This window comes from Psychromonas sp. MME1, assembly GCF_041080865.1.
Taxonomy (GTDB): Bacteria; Pseudomonadota; Gammaproteobacteria; order Enterobacterales; family Psychromonadaceae; genus Psychromonas.
Map to the genome: position 1 here is coordinate 3,366,057 of NZ_CP160906.1, position 22,190 is coordinate 3,388,246.

The window sequence follows — 22,190 nt, forward strand, 5'->3', positions numbered from 1 at the left end:
AATAAGAAAGGTGCTTCGGCACCTTTTTTTTGCTTTAATGACTGTAATATCAATTGCAATAAAACTAGGAATTAAACATGACTGATAAAAAAATAATTAATACTGAGCTTGCGCCAGCTGCTATCGGCCCTTACTCTCAGGCGAACCAATTTGCTAATTTAGTCTATACTTCTGGGCAAATACCATTAGTGCCAGAGACAATGGAAATTATAGAGGGTGGTATTAGTGAACAAACTGAGCAGGTAATGAAAAACTTAATGGCGGTGTTAGCCGCGGCTAATGCATCGTCAAAGTCAGTCATTAAAACGACCTGTTTTATTAAAGATATGAATGACTTTGCCGCTTTTAATGCAGTTTATGCGACTTACTTCCCTGAGGCTGCTCCAGCGCGCTCTTGTGTTGAAGTTGCCCGCTTACCAAAAGATGTCTTGGTAGAGGTTGAAGCGATAGCCTATTGCGGTTAGTTGATATGGAGAAACACAAAATTAAATTTGCCATTGTTGTTAGCGCTGCGCCTTATGGGGCGCAAGGTTCAGTAGCGCCTATCAGTTTGCCTCTGCTGCCATTCTTGCTGGCCATGAAATTGTGGGAGTATTTTTTTATCAAGAGGGGGTACTTAACGCAAATCAGTTGGTTAGCCCTGCAACGGATGAAATAAACCTACCTGATTTTTGGGCTGAGTTAGCCAGAAAAAATAATTTTCCCTTAGAAGTCTGTGTCTCTGCGTCACTGCGTAGAGGTGTGCTTGATCAGCAGGAGGCAAAACAGTTGGCACAGGTTCAATTTAATTTAAAAACACCTTTCGTGTTAAGTGGGTTAGGGCAACTTGCTGAGCTGAGTGCGAGCTGTGACCGATTATTACAGTTTAAATAGTGGGGTAATGATGACGGAAAAAACAATTGGTATTATAAACCGCAGCTTACCTCACGGCAGCTCGGCGGGACGCGAGTCATTGGATTTAACCTTGGCGATGTCTGCCTTTAATGAATCGTTGTCGATATTTTTTATTGGTGATGGTATTTATCAGCTATTAAAGGGCCAATCTCCGCTAGATATTCTACAAAAACATTATCAGCCGTTATTTAAGATGCTGGAATTGTATGATGTAGAAAATAGATATGTCTGTGCGCACTCAATGGCCGTTAGGGGGGTCACTGTCGACCAATTAATTATCGATGTCACGCCACTAGATAAAGCGGCATTACAACTTAAACTCGCACAGCAAGTGCAATTATTGAGTTTTTAATATGATATTACATACCGTTAATAAATCGCCCTTTGCTTCATTTGCTATTGGCGATTGCCTTGAATTACTGAGTGATAATGATAGCCTGTTACTGATAGAGGATGCGGTTATTGCCACTGCCGCTGACCATCACTATTTTGCTGAGCTTGATAAATTATCAGAACAAGGTCGCTTGTTCGTATTAGCAGCCGATCTTGATGCTCGTGGCATCTGCAATAAAATCGCCAAGCAATGCTGCTACGCAGAGTTTGTTGAGCTCGCTGCTACACATCAGAGTCAACTGGCTTGGTGAGCTTCCCAGACGATATTTTGTGATCAAAAACCCAATTGCTTAATTATTGACTCCTTTTCCCAATCAGCGTAAACTCTTGCAACCCTTATTTTAAGGGTTGATTTTTCACACACATATTTTAGGAGCTATTTAATAATGGCAACAATTTCACAATTGGTACGCAGCCCGCGTAAGGACAAAGTTCAAAAAACTAATGTTCCTGCGTTAGAAGCGTGTCCACAAAAACGTGGCGTATGTACTCGTGTATATACTACTACACCAAAAAAACCTAACTCAGCGATGCGTAAAGTTGCTCGTGTTCGTCTAACTAACGGTTTCGAAGTTACTTCGTACATCGGTGGTGAAGGCCATAACTTGCAAGAGCATAGTGTAATCTTGATCCGTGGCGGTCGTGTAAAAGATTTACCAGGTGTTCGTTACCATACTGTTCGTGGTGCACTAGATACTTCTGGTGTTGCAGCACGTCGTAAAGGTCGTTCTAAGTACGGTGCTAAAAAGCCAAAATCATAAGCTTTTCCGTAAGTAAGGCCAAACAAACACTATTTTAATTTAATATGTTTTGGGTAAAATCCTGAAGCACACGGAGAATAAAGATGCCAAGAAGACGCGTCGTAGCTACTCGTAAAATCCTTCCAGATCCTAAGTTCGGATCGGAACTTTTAGCAAAATTCGTTAACGTTGTAATGGTTGACGGTAAAAAATCTATTTCAGAAAAAATCGTATATGGTGCACTTGAAGCAGCTGCTGAAAAAAGCGGTAAAGCAGCACTAGATATATTTGAAGTAGCTCTTGAAAATATACGCCCAAGCGTCGAGGTTAAATCTCGTCGTGTTGGTGGTTCAACATACCAAGTACCAGTAGAAGTTCGTCCTTCTCGTCGTAATGCGTTAGCAATGCGTTGGTTAGTTGAAGCATCACGTAAGCGTGGTGAAAAATCAATGGCATTACGTATGGCTGGTGAGCTAGTTGATGCAGCAGATAATAAAGGCTCTGCGGTTAAGAAACGTGAAGACGTTCACCGTATGGCTGACGCAAACAAAGCGTTTGCACACTACCGTTGGTAGGAGATTTAGCGTAGGCTTTTGTCTATGCTATTTTGTGATTAAGCAGTATTTAAAAGGACATCAATTTGTCACGTACAACCCCAATTGAGCATTACCGTAATATCGGTATTGTTGCTCATGTCGATGCCGGTAAAACTACAACGACAGAGCGTGTATTGTTCTACACTGGTATTTCTCACAAAATAGGTGAGGTACATGATGGTGCAGCGACAATGGACTGGATGGAGCAGGAGCAGGAGCGTGGTATTACTATCACTTCCGCAGCAACTACCACATTTTGGTCGGGCATGCAGGGGCAGTATGCACAACACCGTATCAATATTATCGATACGCCGGGGCACGTTGACTTCACTATTGAAGTTGAACGCTCACTGCGCGTATTAGATGGTGCGGTTGTTGTCTTTTGCGCGACATCCGGTGTAGAGCCTCAATCTGAAACTGTATGGCGTCAAGCTAATAAATACCACGTTCCACGTTTGGTATTTATTAATAAGATGGATCGTACAGGGGCGGATTTTGAAGCTGTTATTGCACAAATCCATACTCGCTTAGGTGCAACTTGTGTCCCAATTCATTTGAATATCGGTGCGGAAGATGGATTTAAAGGGGTAATCGACCTGATTAAAATGAAGGCGATTGATTGGAACGATGCAGATCAAGGAATGACGTTTGAGTATCACGACATTCCTGCTGAATTACAAGAACGCGCGCAAAAATTGCACGATGAACTTGTTGATACAGCTGCTGAAGCAAACGACTTCTTAATGGAAAAATACCTTGAAGAAGGTGAACTTTCTGAAGAAGAGATTAAAGCTGGTTTACGTATTCGTACGTTAAACAATGAAATAGTACTAGCAACCTGTGGTAGCGCCTTTAAAAATAAAGGTGTGCAAGCGGTGCTAGATGCCGTCATTGACTACCTTCCTTCTCCGACTGAAGTTGCCGCCATTAAAGGCGTCGATGAACATGAGAAAGAAGTGGCGTGTCCAGCTACTGATGAAGCCCCCTTTGCGGCGCTTGCATTTAAAATAGCAACGGACCCATTCGTGGGCACTTTGACATTTATGCGCGTCTATTCTGGAGTGGTTAATTCAGGGGATCACTTTTATAACTCAGTGAAAATGAAGAAAGAACGTTTTGGCCGCATCGTGCAGATGCATGCCAATGACCGTAAAGAGATCAAAGAGGTTTACGCGGGCGATATCGCCGCTGCTGTTGGCCTTAAAGATGTGACGACGGGTGATACGCTTTGTTCTCCTGATCATAAAGTGATTCTAGAACGTATGGAATTTCCTGAGCCGGTAATTCAAATTGCGGTTGAGCCAAAAACCAAGGCAGACCAAGATAAATTGATTATCGCATTAGAGAAACTCGCTGCTGAAGATCCTTCATTCCGTTTTGAAACGAATAAAGAGTCTGGGCAGATTTTGATCTCTGGTATGGGTGAGCTTCACCTAGATATTATCGTTGATCGCATGCGTCGTGAATTTAGCGTGAACTGTAACGTGGGACATCCACAGGTAGCCTATCGAGAAACTATCCGCAAAGCGGTATCAGTGGAAGGTAAATTTATTCGTCAGGGTGAAGGACCAAGCCATTATGGCCATGTCCATCTCAAACTAGAGCCACTTGAAAATGGCGCTGGTTTTGAATTTGTTAACGAAGTTGTTGATGGTAGTGTTCCTAAGGAATACATCCCAGCAGTTAACAAAGGCTGTTTCGAACAGATGAACCAAGGTGTACTAGCCGGATTCCCGATGCTAGACATAAGAGCAACATTAACAGGTGGTTCATACCATGATGTTGACTCAAGTGAAATGGCGTTTAAAATTGCCGCAATGATGGGCTTTAGAGATGGTGCATTAAAAGCTGATGCAACGATTCTTGAACCTGTGATGAAAGTAGAAGTGACAACGCCTGAAGATTGGATGGGTGATGTGGTTGGCGATTTAAATCGTCGTCGTGGTATGATTGAAGGTATGGATGATGGCCCCGGTGGTGTTAAAATTATTCATGCTAAAGTGCCACTTGCAGAAATGTTTGGTTATGCAACCGCAGTACGCTCAGCAACACAAGGTCGTGCATCATATTCAATGGAATTTTCCGAGTATGCTGATGCGCCGAAAAAAATTGCTAATGCAATTATTGATGCGAAATAAAAAATAAATTAAACTAGCGCCTTTCCATGTGATGGCATGTGGAGAGGTATTAACTGATAAAGAAGGTACACACTGTGTCTAAAAAACAATTTGAACGTAATAAACCACATGTAAACGTAGGAACAATCGGCCACGTTGACCATGGTAAAACTACACTAACTGCTGCTATCTCTGCTGTATTAACAAGAAAATTTGGTGGCGACATTAAAGATTTCTCTCAAATCGATAATGCTCCAGAAGAGCGTGAGCGCGGTATTACAATTAATACTTCTCACATCGAGTACGATACAGAAACTCGTCACTACGCACACGTAGACTGTCCTGGACATGCCGATTATGTTAAAAACATGATCACTGGTGCTGCTCAAATGGACGGTGGTATCCTAGTTGTTGCTGCAACTGATGGTCCAATGCCACAAACTCGTGAGCACATCCTACTTTCTCGTCAAGTTGGTGTTCCTCACTTAATCGTGTTCCTAAACAAATGTGACATGGTTGATGATGAAGAGCTACTTGAACTAGTAGAAATGGAAGTTCGTGAACTTCTTTCTGAATACGATTTCCCAGGTGATGATATCCCAGTAATTCAAGGTTCTGCTCTTAAAGCACTTGAAGGTGATGCAGCATGGGAAGAGAAAATCATTGAACTAGCTGATGCACTAGATTCATACATCCCACTTCCAGAGCGTGATGTTGACAAACCATTCATCCTACCAATTGAAGATGTATTCTCAATTGCTGGTCGTGGTACTGTTGTTACTGGTCGTGTTGAGCGCGGTATCATCAAAGTTGGTGAGTCTGTTGAAATCGTTGGTCTACGTCCAACAGTTACAACTACTTGTACTGGTGTTGAGATGTTCCGTAAACTTCTTGACGAAGGTCGTGCTGGTGAGAACGTTGGTGTTCTTCTACGTGGTACTAAGCGTGATGACGTTGAACGTGGTCAAGTTCTTGCTAAGCCTGGTTCAATCAAACCACACACTAAATTTGAAGGTGAAGTGTACATCCTAAGTAAAGATGAGGGTGGTCGTCACACTCCTTTCTTTAAAGGTTACCGTCCACAGTTCTATTTCCGTACTACTGACATCACTGGTGCTGTTGAGCTTCCAGAAGGTGTTGAAATGGTAATGCCTGGTGATAACCTTAAGTTCGTTGTTGAACTAATTGGTCCAATCGCTATGGATGAAGGTCTACGTTTCGCGATTCGTGAAGGTGGCCGTACTGTTGGTGCTGGTGTTGTTTCTAAAATCATCGAATAATTTTTATTCGTAGATTGAACAATACAAAAAAGAGAGCTTAGGCTCTCTTTTTTTATGCGTGAAGAAAAGCGTCGGCTTGTTTATACCAACTCCGGTAAGTATGTGATCTAAATTTTGCGTAGGAAAAATAGCTTAATTCAAGGCGTAATTTGACGTAAATGGTTATTCCCTTTGCGAAAATTACAACGCAGCAGTAAGTTGTTTTAACCAGTAAAATAGATCAGCTATTTATCGGAATTGGTATTAAATTGCGCAGTGAAGTAATGCTAAAAGCCGTTTACATTATTTCCCTCTATGGTGTATATGCGCTGTGTATTCTCCTGTGGTTGCCTATGTGGTGCATTTTTTGACTGTTCCCGTTGCGCATAATACCATTCCGCATAATATTGTAATATTGTGGTCACCCATTAGTTAGTTCCGGTCAGGGCTTGTTTAGGAAAAATGATGGAGAGCAGGGGGCATGATTGAGTAATAGCAGGTTATTACGATTGAATGCAACGCTGTTATCTATTATTTTAACCAATAATCTAGATCAGATACTTATGTGGATTGGTATGCCCATTTTATGATATTAACTATACGGCTTGACAGGTGTGGTGTAAGGTTCTAAATTATGGACATTAAGCTAATTAATTGTGTTTAGTGTAACTGAATTAGGACTTTTTGTATGAGGGATATGACCGCCGGCGCATTAGCCGAAGAGCTAGGCGAAAGATTGAAGCAAGCTCGACTAAATCGAGACCTCACTCAATCCGAAGTGGCAGTGCTTGCTGGCATAGCCCGTAAAACTGTTATGAATGCAGAAAAAGGAAAAGTGCAACTCGATATCATGATTGCAATATTAATGGCATTAGACCTAGCAGATCAGTTAGACCTATTTCTTCCTCAACAAGAAATTTCTCCCCTACAGTTGGCCAAATTGCAAGGCAAGAAAAGACAGAGAGCTTCGGGGCAACGCAGCAATAAAGATGAGGAGCCCTCTGAATGGTAATGGAAGTCATTAAAATAACTTACCAAGATGAAGTGGTTGGCGCCGTTAGTTTTGACACAGAGAAAGGGGGCGGATCATTTGAATACGCTCCTAGCTTCGTAAAAAATGGCATCGAACTATCCCCAATCAAAATGCCATTATCAGGTAGAATTTATAGCTTTCCTGAGCTAGATTTCAATACTTTTAAAGGTCTGCCTGGATTAATTGCGGATTCATTGCCTGATGATTTTGGTAACGCGGTTCTCAACGCGTGGGTTGCCGGACAAGGTCGTTCACCGAGCGAAATTACGCCGTTACAACGCCTTCAATATACGGGCAAGCGTGGCATGGGAGCATTGGAATATGCTCCGGCTACACAGTTGCGAAGTTTAAATGCTTCACAACCTGTACAAATCCAATCGCTCGTTTCAATTGCACAGGAAATATTAGATTCACGAGGTGGTTTTGCAGTAAAACTAAAACAAAATGGCCAAGATGATCGGGAAGCAATGATCTCTTTATTATCTGTTGGTATGAGTGCAGGTGGAGCACGACCGAAAGCGGTATTGGCATTTAATGAAGATTTTACTCAAGTTCGCTCTGGGCAAGCCAATGTCCCAATAGGTTTTACTCATTATCTGATGAAATTTGATGGCGTAAGTGAGCATAACAAAAATCAAGAAACCTTCGGAGATCCATTGGGTTATGGTGCAATGGAATTTGTTTATCATTTGATGGCTCAGAAATGTGATGTCGATATGATGCCATGCCACTTGCTTCACGAAGGCCATCGAAGGCACTTTATTACACAGCGCTTTGATCGAATTATAAATAGAAAGGTGCATGTACAAACACTTAATGGTATTGCACACGTTGACTATAAAAAGCCTGGCTCATTCTCTTACGCCGAGTTATTTGGCATAGCCAGACAACTGAAGCTTTCTGCTCTTGAAGCCGAGCAACTTTTCAAACGCATGACATTCAATATCATTGCGCGAAATCATGACGACCATTCAAAGAACTTTGCTTTCATTCTGAAAAAAAAGAAGTGGAGTCTCGCGCCAGCTTATGATTTAGCCTATAGCTACAAACCAGGGAGTAAATGGGTCAATAGTCATTGGATGAGTTTGAATGGTAAAAGAGATAGCTTTACACGGAGTGATTTCTATAGCTTAGAAAAACTAAGCCCGATTTTTAGCAAAAGAAAGATTGACGATATTATTGATACGACTATTGAGCACGTATCAAGTTGGCCACAACTTGCACAGGAATGGGGGGTACCAAAAACATTGATAGAGGAAATACAAGCAAACTTGCGCCTCAACATTAAATAATATCAATCGGAGTAAATAGCTGATCTATTTTGCTGGTTAAAGTAACTTACTTTTTTGTTGTAAGTTTCGTAAAGGGATCAACCATTTACCTCAACTTATGCCTCAAATTAAGCCATTTTTCCTGTGCAAAATTTAGATCACATACTTAATCCGAATAAAGCCCCAATGCTGTAGAGGCTGAAAGAATTGCCAGATTCAGTCTGAGCTAACGCAGTTTATAAAATGGCTATAAAAAAACCTCAGATGATTACTCACCTGAGGTTTTTTTATCAACGGATTAATAAGCTACTTTATATAATGTATTGGCTCATTAAATCGCTATTAGAATGCGTAACTTGCACCAAGTACGATAACGTTGTTGTTTGCGCCTGGGTTGACGTCAGCAGCATCAGCTTGGTTACGGTACTCTAGGTAAGGTTGTACACCTTCACGAGTCCATGTTGCACGAACTTCATGCTCAAATGTGTTGCTCTTGTTGTCCGCTTCATTGATGTAGTAAACATTGTTGTAAGCTACTTGAACAGGCATTTCTTGGAATTGGTATGCAATTCTGTTATCAAAACGTAGTTGATCGTTTGTGTTGTCTTGATCGCCTACTTTATTGCTGCCATCAGCAATTTGGTAACGAGTTCGGTTAGAAATAGAAACACCTTTCAACATGCCATCATTGAAGTTGTAACCGATTTTTGCGTATGGGCGGTATTGAATGGTATCACCATTATGTAGTAAGTGTTGGTAACCACCACCTATCCAAAGACTTTCTGTGATATCGAAAGCTTGATCAACACCGATTGTAGTATATGCGGAGTTGCTGTAGTAGCTGTCGTCACCTTCTTCATCTGTTTTACCAAGTTGAATACCGTCAAACTCAACGTATACTGTTGTGCCAGTAGCAAAGGTGTGCCCAGCTTCAATTGTTGATGTGACATCAGATCCATTGAAATCTTGGCGAGAGTGGTTTTGTACATTACCAGTGATGTATGAAGATGTTGTGCCTTGAGGTGTGTAAGGTACTTCGGCTTCTGCTTCGCCTTCAGCAAAAGCAAGAGATGAACATAAAATAGTAGAAATTGCGATAGAAAGATTGAATTTTTTCATAGTTGTGAGCCTGTTGAGTTGTTAATAATTCATAGTTATCGTTCTCTCCTTGTTTATCCATAATGGTGAATCTCATATTCACTAGCTCAATCTTATTAATATATCCATTTCCTGATTGATGGCGCTAATATAAATGGACTAAATAAGCAGATCAAGGGCATAATGTTAGGGAAAACCAAACAATGTGGGAATGTCTATGCCATCAATCAGCCAAATTAATGCATTTATTGCAGTTTACGAATTAGGTGGATATAGCGCAGCTGCTCGTCAGTTAAACAGGGGAGAACGACGGTCAGAGAGTTGCTTTTAACCTTAGAAGAGCAGATGCATGTTACCCTTTTTAAGGTCGATAAAAAAAACGTCGTACCTACCAAGAAAGCTGATAATCTCTACTTTCATGCGAAACTTTTACAGTCTCAATTGGTGTTTTTTGATGAACTCACTTCGGCGGTTGAAATAGAGCAAGAAGGCCAAATCACACTCTATTATGATGCTATGCTACCTATTCAATTTATGGGGGCGTTGAGTCAGCTAATGCAGCAAAAATTTAGTAAATTAAATTTAGTTTGGAAAGCTCTGAGCTGGAGTGAATCACTGGAAAACGTTTCTGAAAATGTGAGTGATGTCGCGTTTTTTACAACGGCTAAGCGTCAGTTTCCCAATGTCAAAATAGACGCCTGTATATTGGGAGCTATTAAATTAGGAATTTATGCTGGTAAAGAATCACCATTATTAGTTAAAGATTCAGTTTCTCGCCTTGATTTGCGCACCAATAGACAGATTATTACCCACAGTTTTTTAGACTCTCGTATCAATGATTATTTACGTTATGCCGCCCACTATATTGCCGTTGATAATAATAAAGATGTCTGTGAATTATTGGAACAAGGGGGGTGGGCGATATTACCTGAATATTATGCGCGCGAAGCGTTACAAGCAGATAAAATAGCTCCTTTAAAAGTAGATTTTGTATGGAATGATTTGCATCTTAATTTTGCGGCTTTCCATAATAAAAATGCCCATCAATCACCGACTATCGAGTATTTGTTATCACTTTTACCTGCTTTATCTAAAACATACTTTTAGATTGGATATTGTCTATTGATAGTAGAGCAGACTTGATTTGACAGTTACCCATTTTGTAATGGTGACTGTTAGTTTAGATTTGAGTTAAATTCGACCGTTTAATCACAATTAACCGGTCGAAGGTGCATGGTATAAAATTTTTACTGCCCAGTGTTACAGTGCTTTTTCAAACAAAGTTTGAATATCTTGCTCTGTTGGCACTCTTGGATTTCCGCCTAAACAAGGATTATCATCGCCTTATCAATCCAGCTGGTAATATCCTCACTCGTAATACCCAGTTCTTTGAATCCCGCAGGAATTGCAACTGTATTACTTAATCTTTGAATGAGTAATACCGCCAAGTCGGCTGCATCACTATCATTTAACTTGCTCGTGTCACCACCGAGAGCTTCGGCAACAGCACGAAATCGTTCTGGATTTTTCTCGGCATTATATTCACAAACGATAGGCAATAATATTGCGTTACATACTCCATGAGGCAAATTATGCGTTGCACCAGGTTGATGTGCCATTGCATGTACTAATCCAAGTCCTGCGCTGTTAAACGCCATGCCTGCAAGATATTGTGCACATGCTAGCTTTTCTCTCGCTTCTAAATTTTGTCCATCAGAGACGGCTTTAGGTAACCAGATATTAATCAGCTTAATAGCTTCAAGTGCCGTAGGCTCGGTTAAAGCATGAGCACTAGGGGTGACATAGGCTTCAATGGCATGAGTTAATGCATCCATACCCGTTGCAGCGGTAACATGAGCTGGCAAACCTAGCATCAAAGTGGGATCGTTGACAGCGATATCAGGTATTTGCTTATCATCAATGATCACCATTTTAACTCGATTCTTAGTATCTGTAATAACAGAGTTAGATGTCATTTCAGCTGCAGTTCCAGATGTTGTATTGATAGCAACAAAAAAGTCACCGGGATATTTCACCTTTTCAATACCGTTAAAATCTTGAATATTACCTTCGTTTGAGGTGATAATTCTAATCGCTTTTGCACAATCAATTGGACTGCCGCCCCCCACGGCGATAAAACTATCACACGCTTCTTGTAAATATATATCTTTACCTCGATTGACCATATCAACCGTCGGATTAGGAGTTACTTCATCAAATAAAACATAATCAAGTTGCTGATTTTTCAGTGATGCAAATAGCTCATCGAGTACTCCTAGTTGTATTAAATTTCTATCTGTCACCAATAAGGCTTTTTTACTGCCCATTGCTTTTAATCGGATAATGCTATCACCCGTTGCTCCGACACCTGTCAGGCTCAGTTTTGGCATTTTTAATGCGAAAGACATAATAACTCCTATTTATTTTAAAGGTTGAATGTTTGTTTTAAATCCAATAAATCAGCACCACTTACGCCTTCAGGAATAAATCCACTGGCTAGGCAGCCGAGAAATAATTTCGCTCCCTTATTCGCAACATCGATATAATCAAATGCCTCTAACGCATCTTTACCTGTTGCCACTGCACCATGTTTTTCCCAAATGGCGACATCATATTGCATAAGCTTCTCAGTTGTCCCCTTGGCCAATTTTTGACTTCCTGGCATACAGTAAGGAACAATACCAATTCCACGAGGTACAAATGCTCTGACTTCAGGGATCATTTGCCAACACATTTGTGTATACATCATTTCATCATGAGCATATTCGGGATGATGGGAAAGCATGATCAGTTCTATCGGATGTGTATGGATAACGCAGCGATCTAAACTCCCCATCTTTTGTTTCGCCATAATAATTTCAACATGAGAAATAAATTCACTAGTCGGCGCATAATTATCTACTCCCCGCCCCCCCAAAGAACATGATAACCATTAGCTTGATCATCGATTCTCAAAACACAGCCAGCATCCTGTGGAGTTTTTAAATCGCGAATACGCTCTCCTGTGCCCTTAACAAAGAAAATATGCCCAGCACTTTCCTTGGGGAAAGCAAACTCGCCGACGGACTTTAGAAAACAGTGCGGATAAGCCGATAAATCACTCGGTACTTCGCCAAATATCTCAGTGAGATCAACTGAAATATTACCACCATTACGCTCGGCCCATTCTCGTTGCCAGAGGTATTGACCCGCTTCAGAAACTTTGGATATTTGTTCAACAACAAGACTATTTAAGGTTACTTTAGTCATAATATTCTCACATAATTAATTAAATTTTAGGCGTAACTATCCTCAATCCAGGTGCAAAAAATAGATTAAAAATAGGGGGTGTTACTTCATATAAAAGACTGAACGCATCATTGTCATCATCGGCGAATTATCGGGGTTGGTTTTCATTATATCTTTCATATAACGCCACCATTTTTGACAAACATCCGTATTGGCCAAATCACTCCACACTTTTTCATTTTTGATTTCTACGTAAGCAAATAGTTGATTACTATTTTTATCTAAAAAAATGGAGTAGTTGCGACCACCGTGCTGTTTTAATAACTTAAGCAACTCCGGCCATATTTCATCGTGGCGACGCTCATATTCCTGTGCACAGTTGGGCAATAAATACATGATCAATCCTATTCTTATAAATTCATTGTTCATCGGAACTCTCCTTAGCACCTTTATTTTGCTTTCGCAGCCAGTAAACGTTTAAATAAACCAGGCAAAGCAATAACGCTAATGAGCATTAACCCAATAATAATTGACATCACTATTCCTGGTACATTTAATAAGCCCAATCCAACCGTGACCAATCCCATTAAGAAAATAGCAATGACAACACCGCCAATACCGCCAGAGCCACCGAGAATGCTCACCCCACCTAAAACAACCATGGTGATGATGCTTAACTCCCAACCAAGGGCAATAGTCGGCCGCGTACTGCCTAATCTTGACGTCAACATAATAGAAGCGACACCACAGAATAAGCCCACTAGCGTGAATAAGATCAGCTTATGACGAGCAACATTTATACCCGTATAAAAAGCAGCAACAGGGTTCTGGCCTATGGCATAGGTTTGTCGGCCAAAATTGCTTTTATGTAACAATATATAAAAGATCACAGCCAAAATAACAAAAGTGACAAATTCAAAGCTAAACAAAGAAAAAGCATATCCTTGGCCAAAATAAGCAAATGATTCAGGATAGTTATGCAGAGATTGATCACCAAGTAAGATGTAAGAGATGCCTCTAAAAAGACTCATTGTCCCTATCGTTACAACAATAGACGGTATTTGTAATTGAGTCACAAGCAATCCATTGAACAAACCACATAATGTACCAACGGCCATTCCGGCTAAACAAATCAATTCAATGCCGGCGCCTGTTTCTGCGGTAAATCCCATGGCAACAGAGCTAAGGGCAATAATAGAAGCGACGGAAATATCTATTTCTCTGACAATAATCACTAATGCCAAAGGCAGTGCGATGATTGCTTTCTCCGTAAAATTAAAGGAAGCATCCGAAAGAGACCATGGATCCAAAAAGTATGGCGATGCAAAACAGTTGATAATGAAAACCAACACTGTTGCTAATAATAGGAACGCTTCCCAAGTCAATAGCCACCGAGGTAAAGCTCTTTTGGGGGATGAAGGGTTAACCATGCAAATTTTATCTACGTTTTCCATTTTATTTCTCCAGAACTTATTTCTAAGATGCATTTGCCACTGCTTTTCTCAATATGATCCGCCCTAGCTTTCGTTCGGAACGAGAGTTTGCAATAACAGCAATAATAATAACTGAACCTGATATTGCCATTTGCCAGAATGGGGATATTCCGATTACTGGTAATGCATTATTAATCACACCAAGAAAAAGGGCGCCCAAAACACAGCCGAAGACAGTCCCAGTTCCTCCTGCGATACTCACGCCCCCTATAACACATGCAGCAATAACTTGGAGCTCAAAACCATTGGCGATATCAACATATGCAACCGCATATCGCGATATCCATAGGTAGCTTGCTATACCAGCTAATAAACCTGATAGGGTGAAACTTATAAACTGTTTTTTACCGACATCAACTCCAATATAATAGGCAGCTGTGGGACTGTTGCCTGCCGCATATATTTTTCGACCGAGAGGATGATGACGAGTAAAATAATAGAAAGCGATAATGACCATGATCGAACACCAGCTTAATATAGGAAGCCCTAAAAAAATGGTTCTGGGTATTGCTAAAAACATCTCACTCATTTGATGCGCATTTATCCATTCTCCATTACTTAATAGAAAGACAGTGCCGCGATAAATACTCATTGTTCCAAGCGTAACTACAATCGCAGGTATATTTAATTTCCAGACAAGCAGGCCATTAATCATCCCTAACAATGTCCCTAGTGCAGCACCGATTAAAATGATAATAGGGACAGGAATATCTGGATAGGTGCTATTAATCGTAGCAACAACCATCCCCGTCAATGCGACATTTGCAGCAACTGACAAGTCAATACAACGCGTAATAATTACGAGCATTTGACCTAGTGCCAGTATTATTAATATTGATGTGTCGTTATAGACAGAAAATAAATTTCCTACAGCAACAAAGTCGGGTACAGCGAATCCAATTAGCATAATCATGACTAATATCAAGCATGCCAATTGATATTCCCGATTCTTTAGTAAATTTTTCATTGCTCACCTCCAGCTAAACCTGTTGCAGCACTCACTATTTTTTCAGCAGTAAAGTTTTTTCGTTCGAATTCAGCAGCCATTAACCCTTCGCGCATAACAATAATTCGATCCGACATCCCCATCACTTCGGGTAATTCAGAGGAAATCATAATTACAGCTAAGCCATCACTCGTTAGTTCTGACATAAATTCATGTACTGCAGCCTTGGAACCTATATCAATGCCTTTTGTAGGCTCATCTAATATGATGACTTTAGGCTTCGTCGCTAACCATTTACCTATAACAACTTTCTGTTGATTACCACCCGATAAATTTGCAACTTTTTCATGCCAGTTAGGGGCTTTAACATGTAAACGTTTTGCGTACTCATCAGCCAGCACATACTCTGATTTGTCATTAAGGAAGCCGCTGGGGTTGATTTTTTTTAACTGCGGTAAGGCAATATTTTGATAGATTGGAAATTCTAGAATCGCACCTTGACTTTGGCGCTCTTCGGGGACATAGACTATTCCCGCTTCAATAGCAGCTTTTGGCGATTTAAGTAAAATGGGTTGCTGTGCTATTTTTATTTGTCCGGAAGCGTTCTTGGTAACTCCAAACAAAGCTTGCATTAACTCGGTACGCCCAGCCCCAACCAACCCATAAAATCCTAATATTTCGCCTTGATGTAACTCAAAATTAATGTCATCAAATTCAGTTGGATGGCTAAAATTATGCACCTCAAGAATTTTTTCCCCTAATTTTACACTCGACTTAGGGTAAGCATTCTCAATGGTTCGTCCAACCATCATCGTAACCAAGTCTGATTCTTCGATCTCATCTATTTTCCCATCTCCAACATAGCAACCATCTCGAAACACTGTAAATCGATCTGCGATAGTGAATATTTCATCAAATTTATGACTAATAAACAGGATCGCACAGCCCTTATCTTTTAGTTTTCTAACAATTTTATAGAAATCATCTATTTCACGGTGAGATAATGCTGCAGTGGGTTCATCTAAAATAACAACACGGGCATCGAATGATAAGGCGCGCGCTATTGCAACCATATGCCGTTGCCCAATACTTAATTCTTTAAGTATTGTTTTAGGGGCAAGAGGTGCATCAATTTCATTGAGAATTCTGACTGATTCTTGCTCCATTTTTTTCCAATTTAATCGACCTGATGGATGCAAAATCAAATGCCCAGCAAAAATATTTTCAGCAACACTGAGCTCATCAAACAATACTGTTTCCTGATGAATTGCTGTTATACCAAGTTTACGGGCATCATCTGGAGTGACTAAATTAATTTCTTCTGTATCTAACCATACCTTCCCTGCAGTTGGTTGATAGATTCCAGTCATTACTTTTACTAATGTTGACTTGCCGGCCCCATTTTCACCGACTAATGCAGTAACCTCTCCTGAATAAAGCTCGAGTTTAACGTTATCTAACGCCTTTACACCGGGGAAGTGTTTACAGATCCCATCAAGGAACAAAATAGGCTTAACTTCTGACATAATATTATCTTCTATAGTAATAATAGATTGAGAACCGGTGCCTCAAGGCAAGTCAACACCGGCATCGTTGTTACCTAAATAATCTAGAAAATTTTCGCAAACTTATGAACATTATTACTATCATAAATAAAGGGTTCAGCCATTGCAGCGTTGCCATTGGCGTCAAGTTTAGCAACTCCCATTCGGCCCATATTAACTTCTGTTTCAGTCGCATTATTTTTAACAAGATTATAAGCAATCACCGTGGCCGCATACCCTAAATCAATTGGGTTCCAGATCGCGAAGCTTTTCACCGCACCTGAATCTACATGACCAGCCAATTCAGAAGGAAGCCCTAATCCAGTAACAAATACTTTGCCCGTTTTGCCCATATCACTGACCGCTTGGGCGGCTGCAACAATCCCCACAGAAGTTGGTGCTACAATTACTTTTAAATTAGGATAAGATTTTATTAACCCTTGAGTTTCACGGTAGCTTTTATCAGCAAGATCATCTCCATATACTGTTGCAACAAGGTTTAAACCTTTATATTGAGGCAACATTTTTTTCATTTCATCAATCCATATATTCTGATTTGTTGCAGTAGGAGAGGCACTTAAAATGGCAAAATCACCACCTTCACTACCCGTTTCTTTTATTGCGACGGCCGCTAAATCTAAGTTTATTTTTCCGATTAATTCATTGCTAGATGGGTTTAAGTGGACAGCCCGCCCCGGTGCAGCAACTCCAGAATCAAATGAAACAACCTTAATGCCACGTTGTTGGGCTTTTTTAAGAATAGGCACTAGCGCATCTGTATCATTAGCTGAAATAGCGATAGCATCAACACGTTGTGAAATTAACGAACTAATAATTTCAATTTGCCCTTCCGCTGTTGGTGTCACCGGACCTGTATAGATAATTTCAACATCGCCAAGCTCTTTTGCAGCCTCTTGAGCGCCATCATTAGCCGCTTCAAAAAAACCTATTCCAAGTGCTTTTACGACGAGAGCAACACGTACCGACTCCGCTTGCACAACACCGCTAATAATAATGCTTAATACAATAATTACTGATTTAAGTGCTTTATTAATTTTCATATTCGTAAACTCCATTTATAGATTTATTGTTTGACGTAATACTTATTTCATTGACATTGCTTATGATCTCAATTGTTACCTGGTTACTGCCTTTAACGATTTAATAAGACATCTTTTTCATAACACTTTACTTGTTCAAGCCAATCTATACCCACGGGCACATTTTGTTGCATGCAGTAATAGTCCCAAACGGCCGCCCAAGGTGCAGACTTAGTTTCCTCTAGAAGTGCGAGTCGACTAGTGTAATCACCACTAATTTCTACTTTTTTAAGCAGTTCAATCGGTTCTAATAGCGCCTTTAGCAAGGCTTTCCGCATATTCCGAGTTCCAATGACCCATGCGGCAATTCGATTAATTGATGCATCAAAAAAATCCAAGCCAATGGTGACGCGATCGAGAAGATCATGGCGAATTATTTCACTAGCAATAGCCTGTGTTTCATCATCCAACATAACAACATGGTCACTGTCCCAACGAATTGGACGGCTTACATGCAATAACATTTCATTGACATATAGTGAAGCAGATGAAATTTTATCTGAGACAACTTCCGTGGGGTGAAAATGTCCGGCATCCATGCATAATGCAATACCTCGAGTTGCCGCGTACCCAAAATAAAATTCATTTGATCCTGCGGTGTAAGCTTCAGTCCCGATACCAAATAATTTAGACTCAACAGCATCCTTATGAAATTCAGGCGATAACTTCTCTTCTATTATTTGATCTAAAGAATCCATTAATCTTTGACGTGGCGCTAATCGGTCAGCAGGTACATCTTTGTAGCCATCTGGAATCCAAATATTCATCATTGATGGTGTGCCTAGCTCTTTACCAAAATATTCGGAAACTTTTCTACTTGCTTTACAATGCTCTATCCAAAAATCTCGAATTTCTTTGTTTGGATTAGTTAATGTAAGATTGTCTGCACTTAAAGGATGTGAAAAACACGATGGATTGAAGTCTAGGCCCACTTTATTTCTTTTTGCCCATAGGACCCAATTACTAAAATGCTCAGGACGAATTTTATCTCGATCTACTTTTTCATCTGATTCGAGATAAATAGCATGTAGATTTAAACGAAGTGTTCCCGGAATCATTGTCATCGCTTCAGAAATATCATCACGAAGCTGAGATGGCGTTGTTGCCTTGCCAGGATAATTACCCGTAGTTTGAATTCCACCGGTTAATTGCCCATCTGGATTTTCAAAACCGGATACATCATCCCCCTGCCAACAATGCATTGAGATAGGGATTGTATTGACTATCGCTAACGCTTTATCGACGTCAATGCCTAAATCCATATATTGCTGCTTGGCAATCTTAAATGCATTTTCAATATTGTCATTTTTATTCATAATGTGCCTCTTTAAACTATAAGGTATCGCATAATTTGTGATAGCGAACCGATTGATCATCAAATGAATTTGACGAATTTGCTTTGTATATAGATATATCAAATGAATTGTTGATTAATTTTCTCGCTGCTGAGACATCTTCAATTGCACTGATGGCAATCAATTGACCACAAATATTCCCGATTGCAGATGCCTCTATTGGTCCTGCCCATATATCGCAATTACATGCATCAGCGCATAGTTGATTAAGAAGTGAATTTTGACAGCCACCGCCAACGATATGGATCCCAGTTAATACATTACCAGAGAGCTCATTTAACGCTTGCCAAACTGAGCGATATTGCATTGCTAGACTTTCCATCGCACAACGAGTAAGTTCGCCAGGAGATACTGGGATAGGCTGCCCTGTTTTTTGGCAGAATAACTGTATGGATTCAACCATTGAGTGAGGATTTAAAAAACTTAAATCATCTGGATTAATTAAACTCATAAAAGGAGTAGACTGCCTTGCAAACTCTACTAATTCAGCAAACTGTATTGTTTTAACTCTTTTTGAATCCCTTGAATAAGCCAAAGCCCCATAATATTTTTTAATACACGAAATTTTCCCTCTACCCCTCCTTCATTCGTTATATTAAAGTCCTGCGCATTTTTTGAAACAATAGCTTGATCACTTTCTATCCCCATCAACGACCACGTTCCTGAACTAAGATACGCCACATTCTTTTCTACTTTCGGGACTGCTAACACTGCAGCAGCGGTATCATGGCTGGTGATCGATGCGAATGGGATAACTTGATTTGTCATTTCATGAGAATAGGTGCCAATGATTCTATTTGGTTTAGATATAGGTAGTAACCATTGTGAAGGTAAGGAGAGTTTATGTAATAACTCTTCATCCCATTGCATCGTTTGGCAATTGACCATTTGAGATGTAGTCGCATTGGTATATTCGCAATTCAGAGTGCCTGTCAAACGGAACCCTAAATAATCAGGAATGAACAGCAAGTGTTTTACACTGTTTAACCAACAAGGGTTCTGCTTCTTAAGTGCAATAAGTTGGTAAATAGTGTTAAAAGGAAGAAATTGAATACCGGTAATTTTATATAAATAATCTTTGCCAAGTTGCGCTATGGTTTTATCCATCAAACCAGTTGTACGTGGATCTCGATAAGTAACAGAATCGCCTAATTTTAGGCCATCTTTGTCGATCAAGACAAAATCAACTCCCCAGCTATCAATCGCCATACAATCAGGGGTAATACCCGCGGCAATGATTCTATCTATACCTTCTTTTATTTCAGTAATTAAATAGTCTGTATCCCAACATAGAAAATCATTGCGTATGACATTTATATTTTCGAATCTATGGAACTCCTTTAAGATCAATTTATTATCTTTATAGAGCCCATGTATGACTCGGCCACTTCCAGCTCCGAGATCGATAGCAATAACACTTTTCATCATTTAATCACTCCTAAACCGATAGAGTGATATTAGTTATAAACAATAATGACAACCTTCATTATTTTTCAGAATAATATGAATCACATGTTATTTTTTAAAGATTCTCTTTATAGACCTCACAAAAAAAGATTTATCGCAAATCTTTTCAAAGAATGTTGTATACATTTATCTGTGGTGATTTAAAAAAAAACTAAAAATTATCGTTTTTGCTAACTAAACGGACGCCTTAGAATGATACGCCTTAACTCTTGTGATTTTTTTCTTGATTCCCAGACCGCAGTAACGACCGAATTACGTGAGCCACAACTTCCATATCCTGAACATAGCCATGATTTTGAGGAAATTGTTATCGTATCGAAGGGGCAAGGAATACATGTTTTAAATGATATTCCAACACCAGTTAGTCAAAATTTTGTTTGTTTTATAAACTCTCACGATAGGCATGCATTTCAAAGCGTTAACAATCTACATCTAAGCAATATTCTGTATTTACGAGATAAATTAAACGAAAGTATTAATTTAACTTCCTTTTTACCTGATGAAGATGGTCTACTTAAGGGGTATTTTGTTAATGATTCAGCTTTGACTACAATCGCGGCATTAATTAAAAGACTGGATGCCGAATCGCATAAAGGAACACACGATGCAAAATTAATGTGTCATGCTATTTTTCAAGAAATAATTATTGAACTCTGGCGAGGGAAAATAACAGACCATCAAAAATTAACTGAAAATGAGCGAATCGTGCTTGCTATTCAAATCATGAATAACCAGTCACATGAAAATTTGACTATAGATAGTGTTGCTGAGCGAGTAAAACTTTCATCGAGAAGATTGAGCGCCTCTATCAAAAAGCACACCAATAAGTCTTTTAATCAATACTTACATCAAATACGTATTAGAAATGCCATCCATCTTTTAATACATTCTGATATTTGTATTACAGATATCGCCTACCGTATCGGCTATTCGGACAGCAATTATTTTAGTTCAATGTTCAAAGAGATAATGGAACAACCGCCTAGTCATTACAGAAATAATAATGAAAAAAACTAGGGGGAGGATCTGTTAACTGGCTATGTCATAGTTCTCTTTTTTTGCTTTTTTGATAATATGTTCTGGCATTTTTTCAGCTAACACTGAGAGTAATTGTTTAGCTTGCTGCTGCAACTTCTTATCGGCAATAACGCTATGGTATAGCGCTCTATAGGCATCCATATAATCGACTGGGCTACCATAACCTTCATTTAAAAGACGTACGTAATTTACCTTCGCTTTTAAAAAGCCCTGTAGTGCCGCTTCTCGATAGTAAATAAGGGCACAATCTTTATCCTTTTTAACCAGAGTTCCCTTTTCATAATAGCGGCCTAATTGTTCTATTGCTGCTAACAGTCCCTGCTTAGCTGATTGTTTGATGTAGTACATGCCTAGCGTCGCATCTCGCTCTACACAGACTCCCCATGCCAGCATATCGCCCCATAAATAGGTATAGGAGGGTTCATGTACTTTTATTGCGTGTGCTTTGATATCTTCGACTAATTGACAGTCATCGGCTTTTACGCGTTGTAAATGTAGGTTTGCGTCGATTAAATTGTTCAGCTCATCCTGTGAATACAATTGCACTACTTCATATGCTGCACTGACATAGGGTGGAAATAGAAATGTAATTAATAGAAAAAATAAAGCTTTCATCGC

At 39.8% G+C, this 22,190-nt stretch carries 25 protein-coding genes; 12 read left to right on the forward strand and 13 right to left on the reverse strand.

Annotated elements, in window-relative coordinates:
• The first annotated feature begins 77 nt into the window (after positions 1-77).
• The 10 genes from AB2N10_RS15365 (at position 78) to AB2N10_RS15410 (ending at position 8,324) form a co-directional block, all read left to right on the forward strand.
• Entirely contained in the window at positions 78-464 is a 387-nt protein-coding gene (locus tag AB2N10_RS15365; protein ID WP_354623246.1) for a RidA family protein, read from the forward strand.
• Between the two features lie 121 nt (positions 465-585).
• A complete protein-coding gene (gene tusD, locus AB2N10_RS15370) occupies positions 586-873 on the forward strand; it encodes a sulfurtransferase complex subunit TusD (RefSeq protein ID WP_369434060.1) in 288 nt (95 codons plus the stop codon).
• A 7-nt stretch (positions 874-880) separates the two neighbouring features.
• On the forward strand, positions 881-1,246 hold the full coding sequence (tusC, locus tag AB2N10_RS15375; protein ID WP_369434061.1) for a sulfurtransferase complex subunit TusC: 366 nt from the start codon (positions 881-883) through the stop codon (positions 1,244-1,246).
• 1 nt (position 1,247) lies between these two features.
• On the forward strand, positions 1,248-1,538 hold the full coding sequence (tusB, locus tag AB2N10_RS15380) for a sulfurtransferase complex subunit TusB (RefSeq protein WP_354623249.1): 291 nt from the start codon (positions 1,248-1,250) through the stop codon (positions 1,536-1,538).
• A gap of 135 nt (positions 1,539-1,673) precedes the next feature.
• Positions 1,674-2,048, forward strand: coding sequence for a 30S ribosomal protein S12 (gene rpsL, locus AB2N10_RS15385; protein ID WP_354623250.1), 375 nt, complete (start codon positions 1,674-1,676; stop codon positions 2,046-2,048).
• An 83-nt stretch (positions 2,049-2,131) separates the two neighbouring features.
• Positions 2,132-2,602, forward strand: coding sequence for a 30S ribosomal protein S7 (gene rpsG, locus AB2N10_RS15390; protein WP_354623252.1), 471 nt, complete (start codon positions 2,132-2,134; stop codon positions 2,600-2,602).
• 65 nt (positions 2,603-2,667) lie between these two features.
• On the forward strand, positions 2,668-4,761 hold the full coding sequence (gene fusA / locus AB2N10_RS15395) for an elongation factor G (protein WP_369434062.1): 2,094 nt from the start codon (positions 2,668-2,670) through the stop codon (positions 4,759-4,761).
• 74 nt (positions 4,762-4,835) lie between these two features.
• A complete protein-coding gene (gene tuf, locus AB2N10_RS15400) occupies positions 4,836-6,020 on the forward strand; it encodes an elongation factor Tu (protein ID WP_354623254.1) in 1,185 nt (394 codons plus the stop codon).
• Positions 6,021-6,687: 667 nt separating this feature from the next.
• Positions 6,688-7,011 carry a helix-turn-helix transcriptional regulator gene (locus AB2N10_RS15405; protein ID WP_354623255.1) on the forward strand — a complete coding sequence of 108 codons (324 nt, stop codon included), beginning with the start codon at positions 6,688-6,690 and terminating at the stop codon, positions 7,009-7,011.
• Positions 7,005-8,324, forward strand: coding sequence for a type II toxin-antitoxin system HipA family toxin (locus AB2N10_RS15410; RefSeq protein WP_354623256.1), 1,320 nt, complete (start codon positions 7,005-7,007; stop codon positions 8,322-8,324). The genes AB2N10_RS15405 and AB2N10_RS15410 overlap by 7 nt, the downstream gene beginning before the upstream one ends.
• Positions 8,325-8,645: 321 nt before the next feature.
• Here AB2N10_RS15410 and AB2N10_RS15415 read toward each other — a convergent pair whose 3' ends face one another.
• Complete coding sequence (locus tag AB2N10_RS15415) at positions 8,646-9,422, reverse strand: oligogalacturonate-specific porin KdgM family protein (protein WP_354623257.1); 777 nt, start codon at positions 9,420-9,422, stop codon at positions 8,646-8,648.
• A 300-nt stretch (positions 9,423-9,722) separates the two neighbouring features.
• On the opposite strand from AB2N10_RS15415, the gene AB2N10_RS15420 reads away from it, so the two are divergent.
• Positions 9,723-10,508 (forward strand): LysR substrate-binding domain-containing protein, encoded by a 786-nt coding sequence (locus AB2N10_RS15420; protein WP_369434063.1) that lies wholly within the window; start codon positions 9,723-9,725, stop codon positions 10,506-10,508.
• A 215-nt stretch (positions 10,509-10,723) separates the two neighbouring features.
• On the opposite strand, the gene AB2N10_RS15425 is transcribed toward AB2N10_RS15420, so the two are convergent.
• The 11 genes from AB2N10_RS15425 to AB2N10_RS15475 all read right to left on the reverse strand — a co-directional run bounded on the left by AB2N10_RS15425 (position 10,724) and on the right by AB2N10_RS15475 (position 20,495).
• The gene (locus tag AB2N10_RS15425; RefSeq protein WP_369434064.1) at positions 10,724-11,809 is read right to left on the reverse strand and encodes an iron-containing alcohol dehydrogenase; all 1,086 of its coding nucleotides are present in this window, start codon (positions 11,807-11,809) and stop codon (positions 10,724-10,726) included.
• A gap of 17 nt (positions 11,810-11,826) precedes the next feature.
• Positions 11,827-12,318 (reverse strand): rhamnulose-1-phosphate aldolase, encoded by a 492-nt coding sequence (rhaD, locus tag AB2N10_RS15430; RefSeq protein ID WP_369434065.1) that lies wholly within the window; start codon positions 12,316-12,318, stop codon positions 11,827-11,829.
• A complete protein-coding gene (locus tag AB2N10_RS15435) occupies positions 12,300-12,650 on the reverse strand; it encodes a hypothetical protein (protein WP_369434066.1) in 351 nt (116 codons plus the stop codon). Before AB2N10_RS15435 ends, rhaD begins: the two co-directional genes overlap by 19 nt.
• An 81-nt stretch (positions 12,651-12,731) precedes the next feature.
• Positions 12,732-13,058 (reverse strand): L-rhamnose mutarotase, encoded by a 327-nt coding sequence (gene rhaM, locus AB2N10_RS15440; RefSeq protein WP_354623261.1) that lies wholly within the window; start codon positions 13,056-13,058, stop codon positions 12,732-12,734.
• A gap of 20 nt (positions 13,059-13,078) precedes the next feature.
• Positions 13,079-14,083, reverse strand: coding sequence for an ABC transporter permease (locus AB2N10_RS15445; RefSeq protein ID WP_354623262.1), 1,005 nt, complete (start codon positions 14,081-14,083; stop codon positions 13,079-13,081).
• Between the two features lie 22 nt (positions 14,084-14,105).
• Positions 14,106-15,089: an ABC transporter permease gene (locus AB2N10_RS15450; protein ID WP_354623263.1), complete on the reverse strand. Its 984-nt coding sequence runs from the start codon at positions 15,087-15,089 to the stop codon at positions 14,106-14,108.
• Positions 15,086-16,594 (reverse strand): sugar ABC transporter ATP-binding protein, encoded by a 1,509-nt coding sequence (locus tag AB2N10_RS15455; RefSeq protein WP_369434067.1) that lies wholly within the window; start codon positions 16,592-16,594, stop codon positions 15,086-15,088. The genes AB2N10_RS15450 and AB2N10_RS15455 overlap by 4 nt, the downstream gene beginning before the upstream one ends.
• Positions 16,595-16,677: 83 nt before the next feature.
• Complete coding sequence (gene rhaS / locus AB2N10_RS15460; RefSeq protein WP_369434068.1) at positions 16,678-17,673, reverse strand: rhamnose ABC transporter substrate-binding protein; 996 nt, start codon at positions 17,671-17,673, stop codon at positions 16,678-16,680.
• Positions 17,674-17,765: 92 nt separating this feature from the next.
• Positions 17,766-19,028, reverse strand: coding sequence for an L-rhamnose isomerase (gene rhaA, locus AB2N10_RS15465; protein WP_369434069.1), 1,263 nt, complete (start codon positions 19,026-19,028; stop codon positions 17,766-17,768).
• A 16-nt stretch (positions 19,029-19,044) separates the two neighbouring features.
• Positions 19,045-19,518: an FGGY-family carbohydrate kinase gene (locus AB2N10_RS15470; RefSeq protein ID WP_369434070.1), complete on the reverse strand. Its 474-nt coding sequence runs from the start codon at positions 19,516-19,518 to the stop codon at positions 19,045-19,047.
• A 29-nt stretch (positions 19,519-19,547) separates the two neighbouring features.
• Complete coding sequence (locus AB2N10_RS15475) at positions 19,548-20,495, reverse strand: rhamnulokinase family protein (protein ID WP_369434071.1); 948 nt, start codon at positions 20,493-20,495, stop codon at positions 19,548-19,550.
• A 231-nt stretch (positions 20,496-20,726) separates the two neighbouring features.
• Between AB2N10_RS15475 and AB2N10_RS15480 the strand changes: the two genes are divergently transcribed.
• On the forward strand, positions 20,727-21,551 hold the full coding sequence (locus AB2N10_RS15480) for a helix-turn-helix domain-containing protein (RefSeq protein WP_354623268.1): 825 nt from the start codon (positions 20,727-20,729) through the stop codon (positions 21,549-21,551).
• Between the two features lie 12 nt (positions 21,552-21,563).
• Here AB2N10_RS15480 and AB2N10_RS15485 read toward each other — a convergent pair whose 3' ends face one another.
• A complete protein-coding gene (locus AB2N10_RS15485; protein ID WP_369434072.1) occupies positions 21,564-22,187 on the reverse strand; it encodes a tetratricopeptide repeat protein in 624 nt (207 codons plus the stop codon).
• Between the last annotated feature and the right edge of the window lie 3 nt (positions 22,188-22,190).

Bases quoted from the DNA above. Each gene is read 5' to 3' on its own strand.
- AB2N10_RS15365 (WP_354623246.1), top strand. From the start codon at position 78: ATGACTGATAAAAAAATAATTAATACTGAGCTTGCGCCAGCTGCTATC.
- tusC (WP_369434061.1), top strand. From the start codon at position 881: ATGATGACGGAAAAAACAATTGGTATTATAAACCGCAGCTTACCTCAC.
- tusB (WP_354623249.1), top strand. From the start codon at position 1,248: ATGATATTACATACCGTTAATAAATCGCCCTTTGCTTCATTTGCTATT.
- rpsL (WP_354623250.1), top strand. From the start codon at position 1,674: ATGGCAACAATTTCACAATTGGTACGCAGCCCGCGTAAGGACAAAGTT.
- rpsG (WP_354623252.1), top strand. From the start codon at position 2,132: ATGCCAAGAAGACGCGTCGTAGCTACTCGTAAAATCCTTCCAGATCCT.
- AB2N10_RS15405 (WP_354623255.1), top strand. From the start codon at position 6,688: ATGAGGGATATGACCGCCGGCGCATTAGCCGAAGAGCTAGGCGAAAGA.
- AB2N10_RS15410 (WP_354623256.1), top strand. From the start codon at position 7,005: ATGGTAATGGAAGTCATTAAAATAACTTACCAAGATGAAGTGGTTGGC.
- AB2N10_RS15415 (WP_354623257.1), bottom strand. From the start codon at position 9,422: ATGAAAAAATTCAATCTTTCTATCGCAATTTCTACTATTTTATGTTCA.
- AB2N10_RS15425 (WP_369434064.1), bottom strand. From the start codon at position 11,809: ATGTCTTTCGCATTAAAAATGCCAAAACTGAGCCTGACAGGTGTCGGA.
- AB2N10_RS15435 (WP_369434066.1), bottom strand. From the start codon at position 12,650: ATGACTAAAGTAACCTTAAATAGTCTTGTTGTTGAACAAATATCCAAA.
- rhaM (WP_354623261.1), bottom strand. From the start codon at position 13,058: ATGAACAATGAATTTATAAGAATAGGATTGATCATGTATTTATTGCCC.
- AB2N10_RS15445 (WP_354623262.1), bottom strand. From the start codon at position 14,083: ATGGAAAACGTAGATAAAATTTGCATGGTTAACCCTTCATCCCCCAAA.
- AB2N10_RS15450 (WP_354623263.1), bottom strand. From the start codon at position 15,089: ATGAAAAATTTACTAAAGAATCGGGAATATCAATTGGCATGCTTGATA.
- AB2N10_RS15455 (WP_369434067.1), bottom strand. From the start codon at position 16,594: ATGTCAGAAGTTAAGCCTATTTTGTTCCTTGATGGGATCTGTAAACAC.
- rhaS (WP_369434068.1), bottom strand. From the start codon at position 17,673: ATGAAAATTAATAAAGCACTTAAATCAGTAATTATTGTATTAAGCATT.
- rhaA (WP_369434069.1), bottom strand. From the start codon at position 19,028: ATGAATAAAAATGACAATATTGAAAATGCATTTAAGATTGCCAAGCAG.
- AB2N10_RS15470 (WP_369434070.1), bottom strand. From the start codon at position 19,518: ATGAGTTTAATTAATCCAGATGATTTAAGTTTTTTAAATCCTCACTCA.
- AB2N10_RS15475 (WP_369434071.1), bottom strand. From the start codon at position 20,495: ATGATGAAAAGTGTTATTGCTATCGATCTCGGAGCTGGAAGTGGCCGA.
- AB2N10_RS15480 (WP_354623268.1), top strand. From the start codon at position 20,727: ATGATACGCCTTAACTCTTGTGATTTTTTTCTTGATTCCCAGACCGCA.
- AB2N10_RS15485 (WP_369434072.1), bottom strand. From the start codon at position 22,187: ATGAAAGCTTTATTTTTTCTATTAATTACATTTCTATTTCCACCCTAT.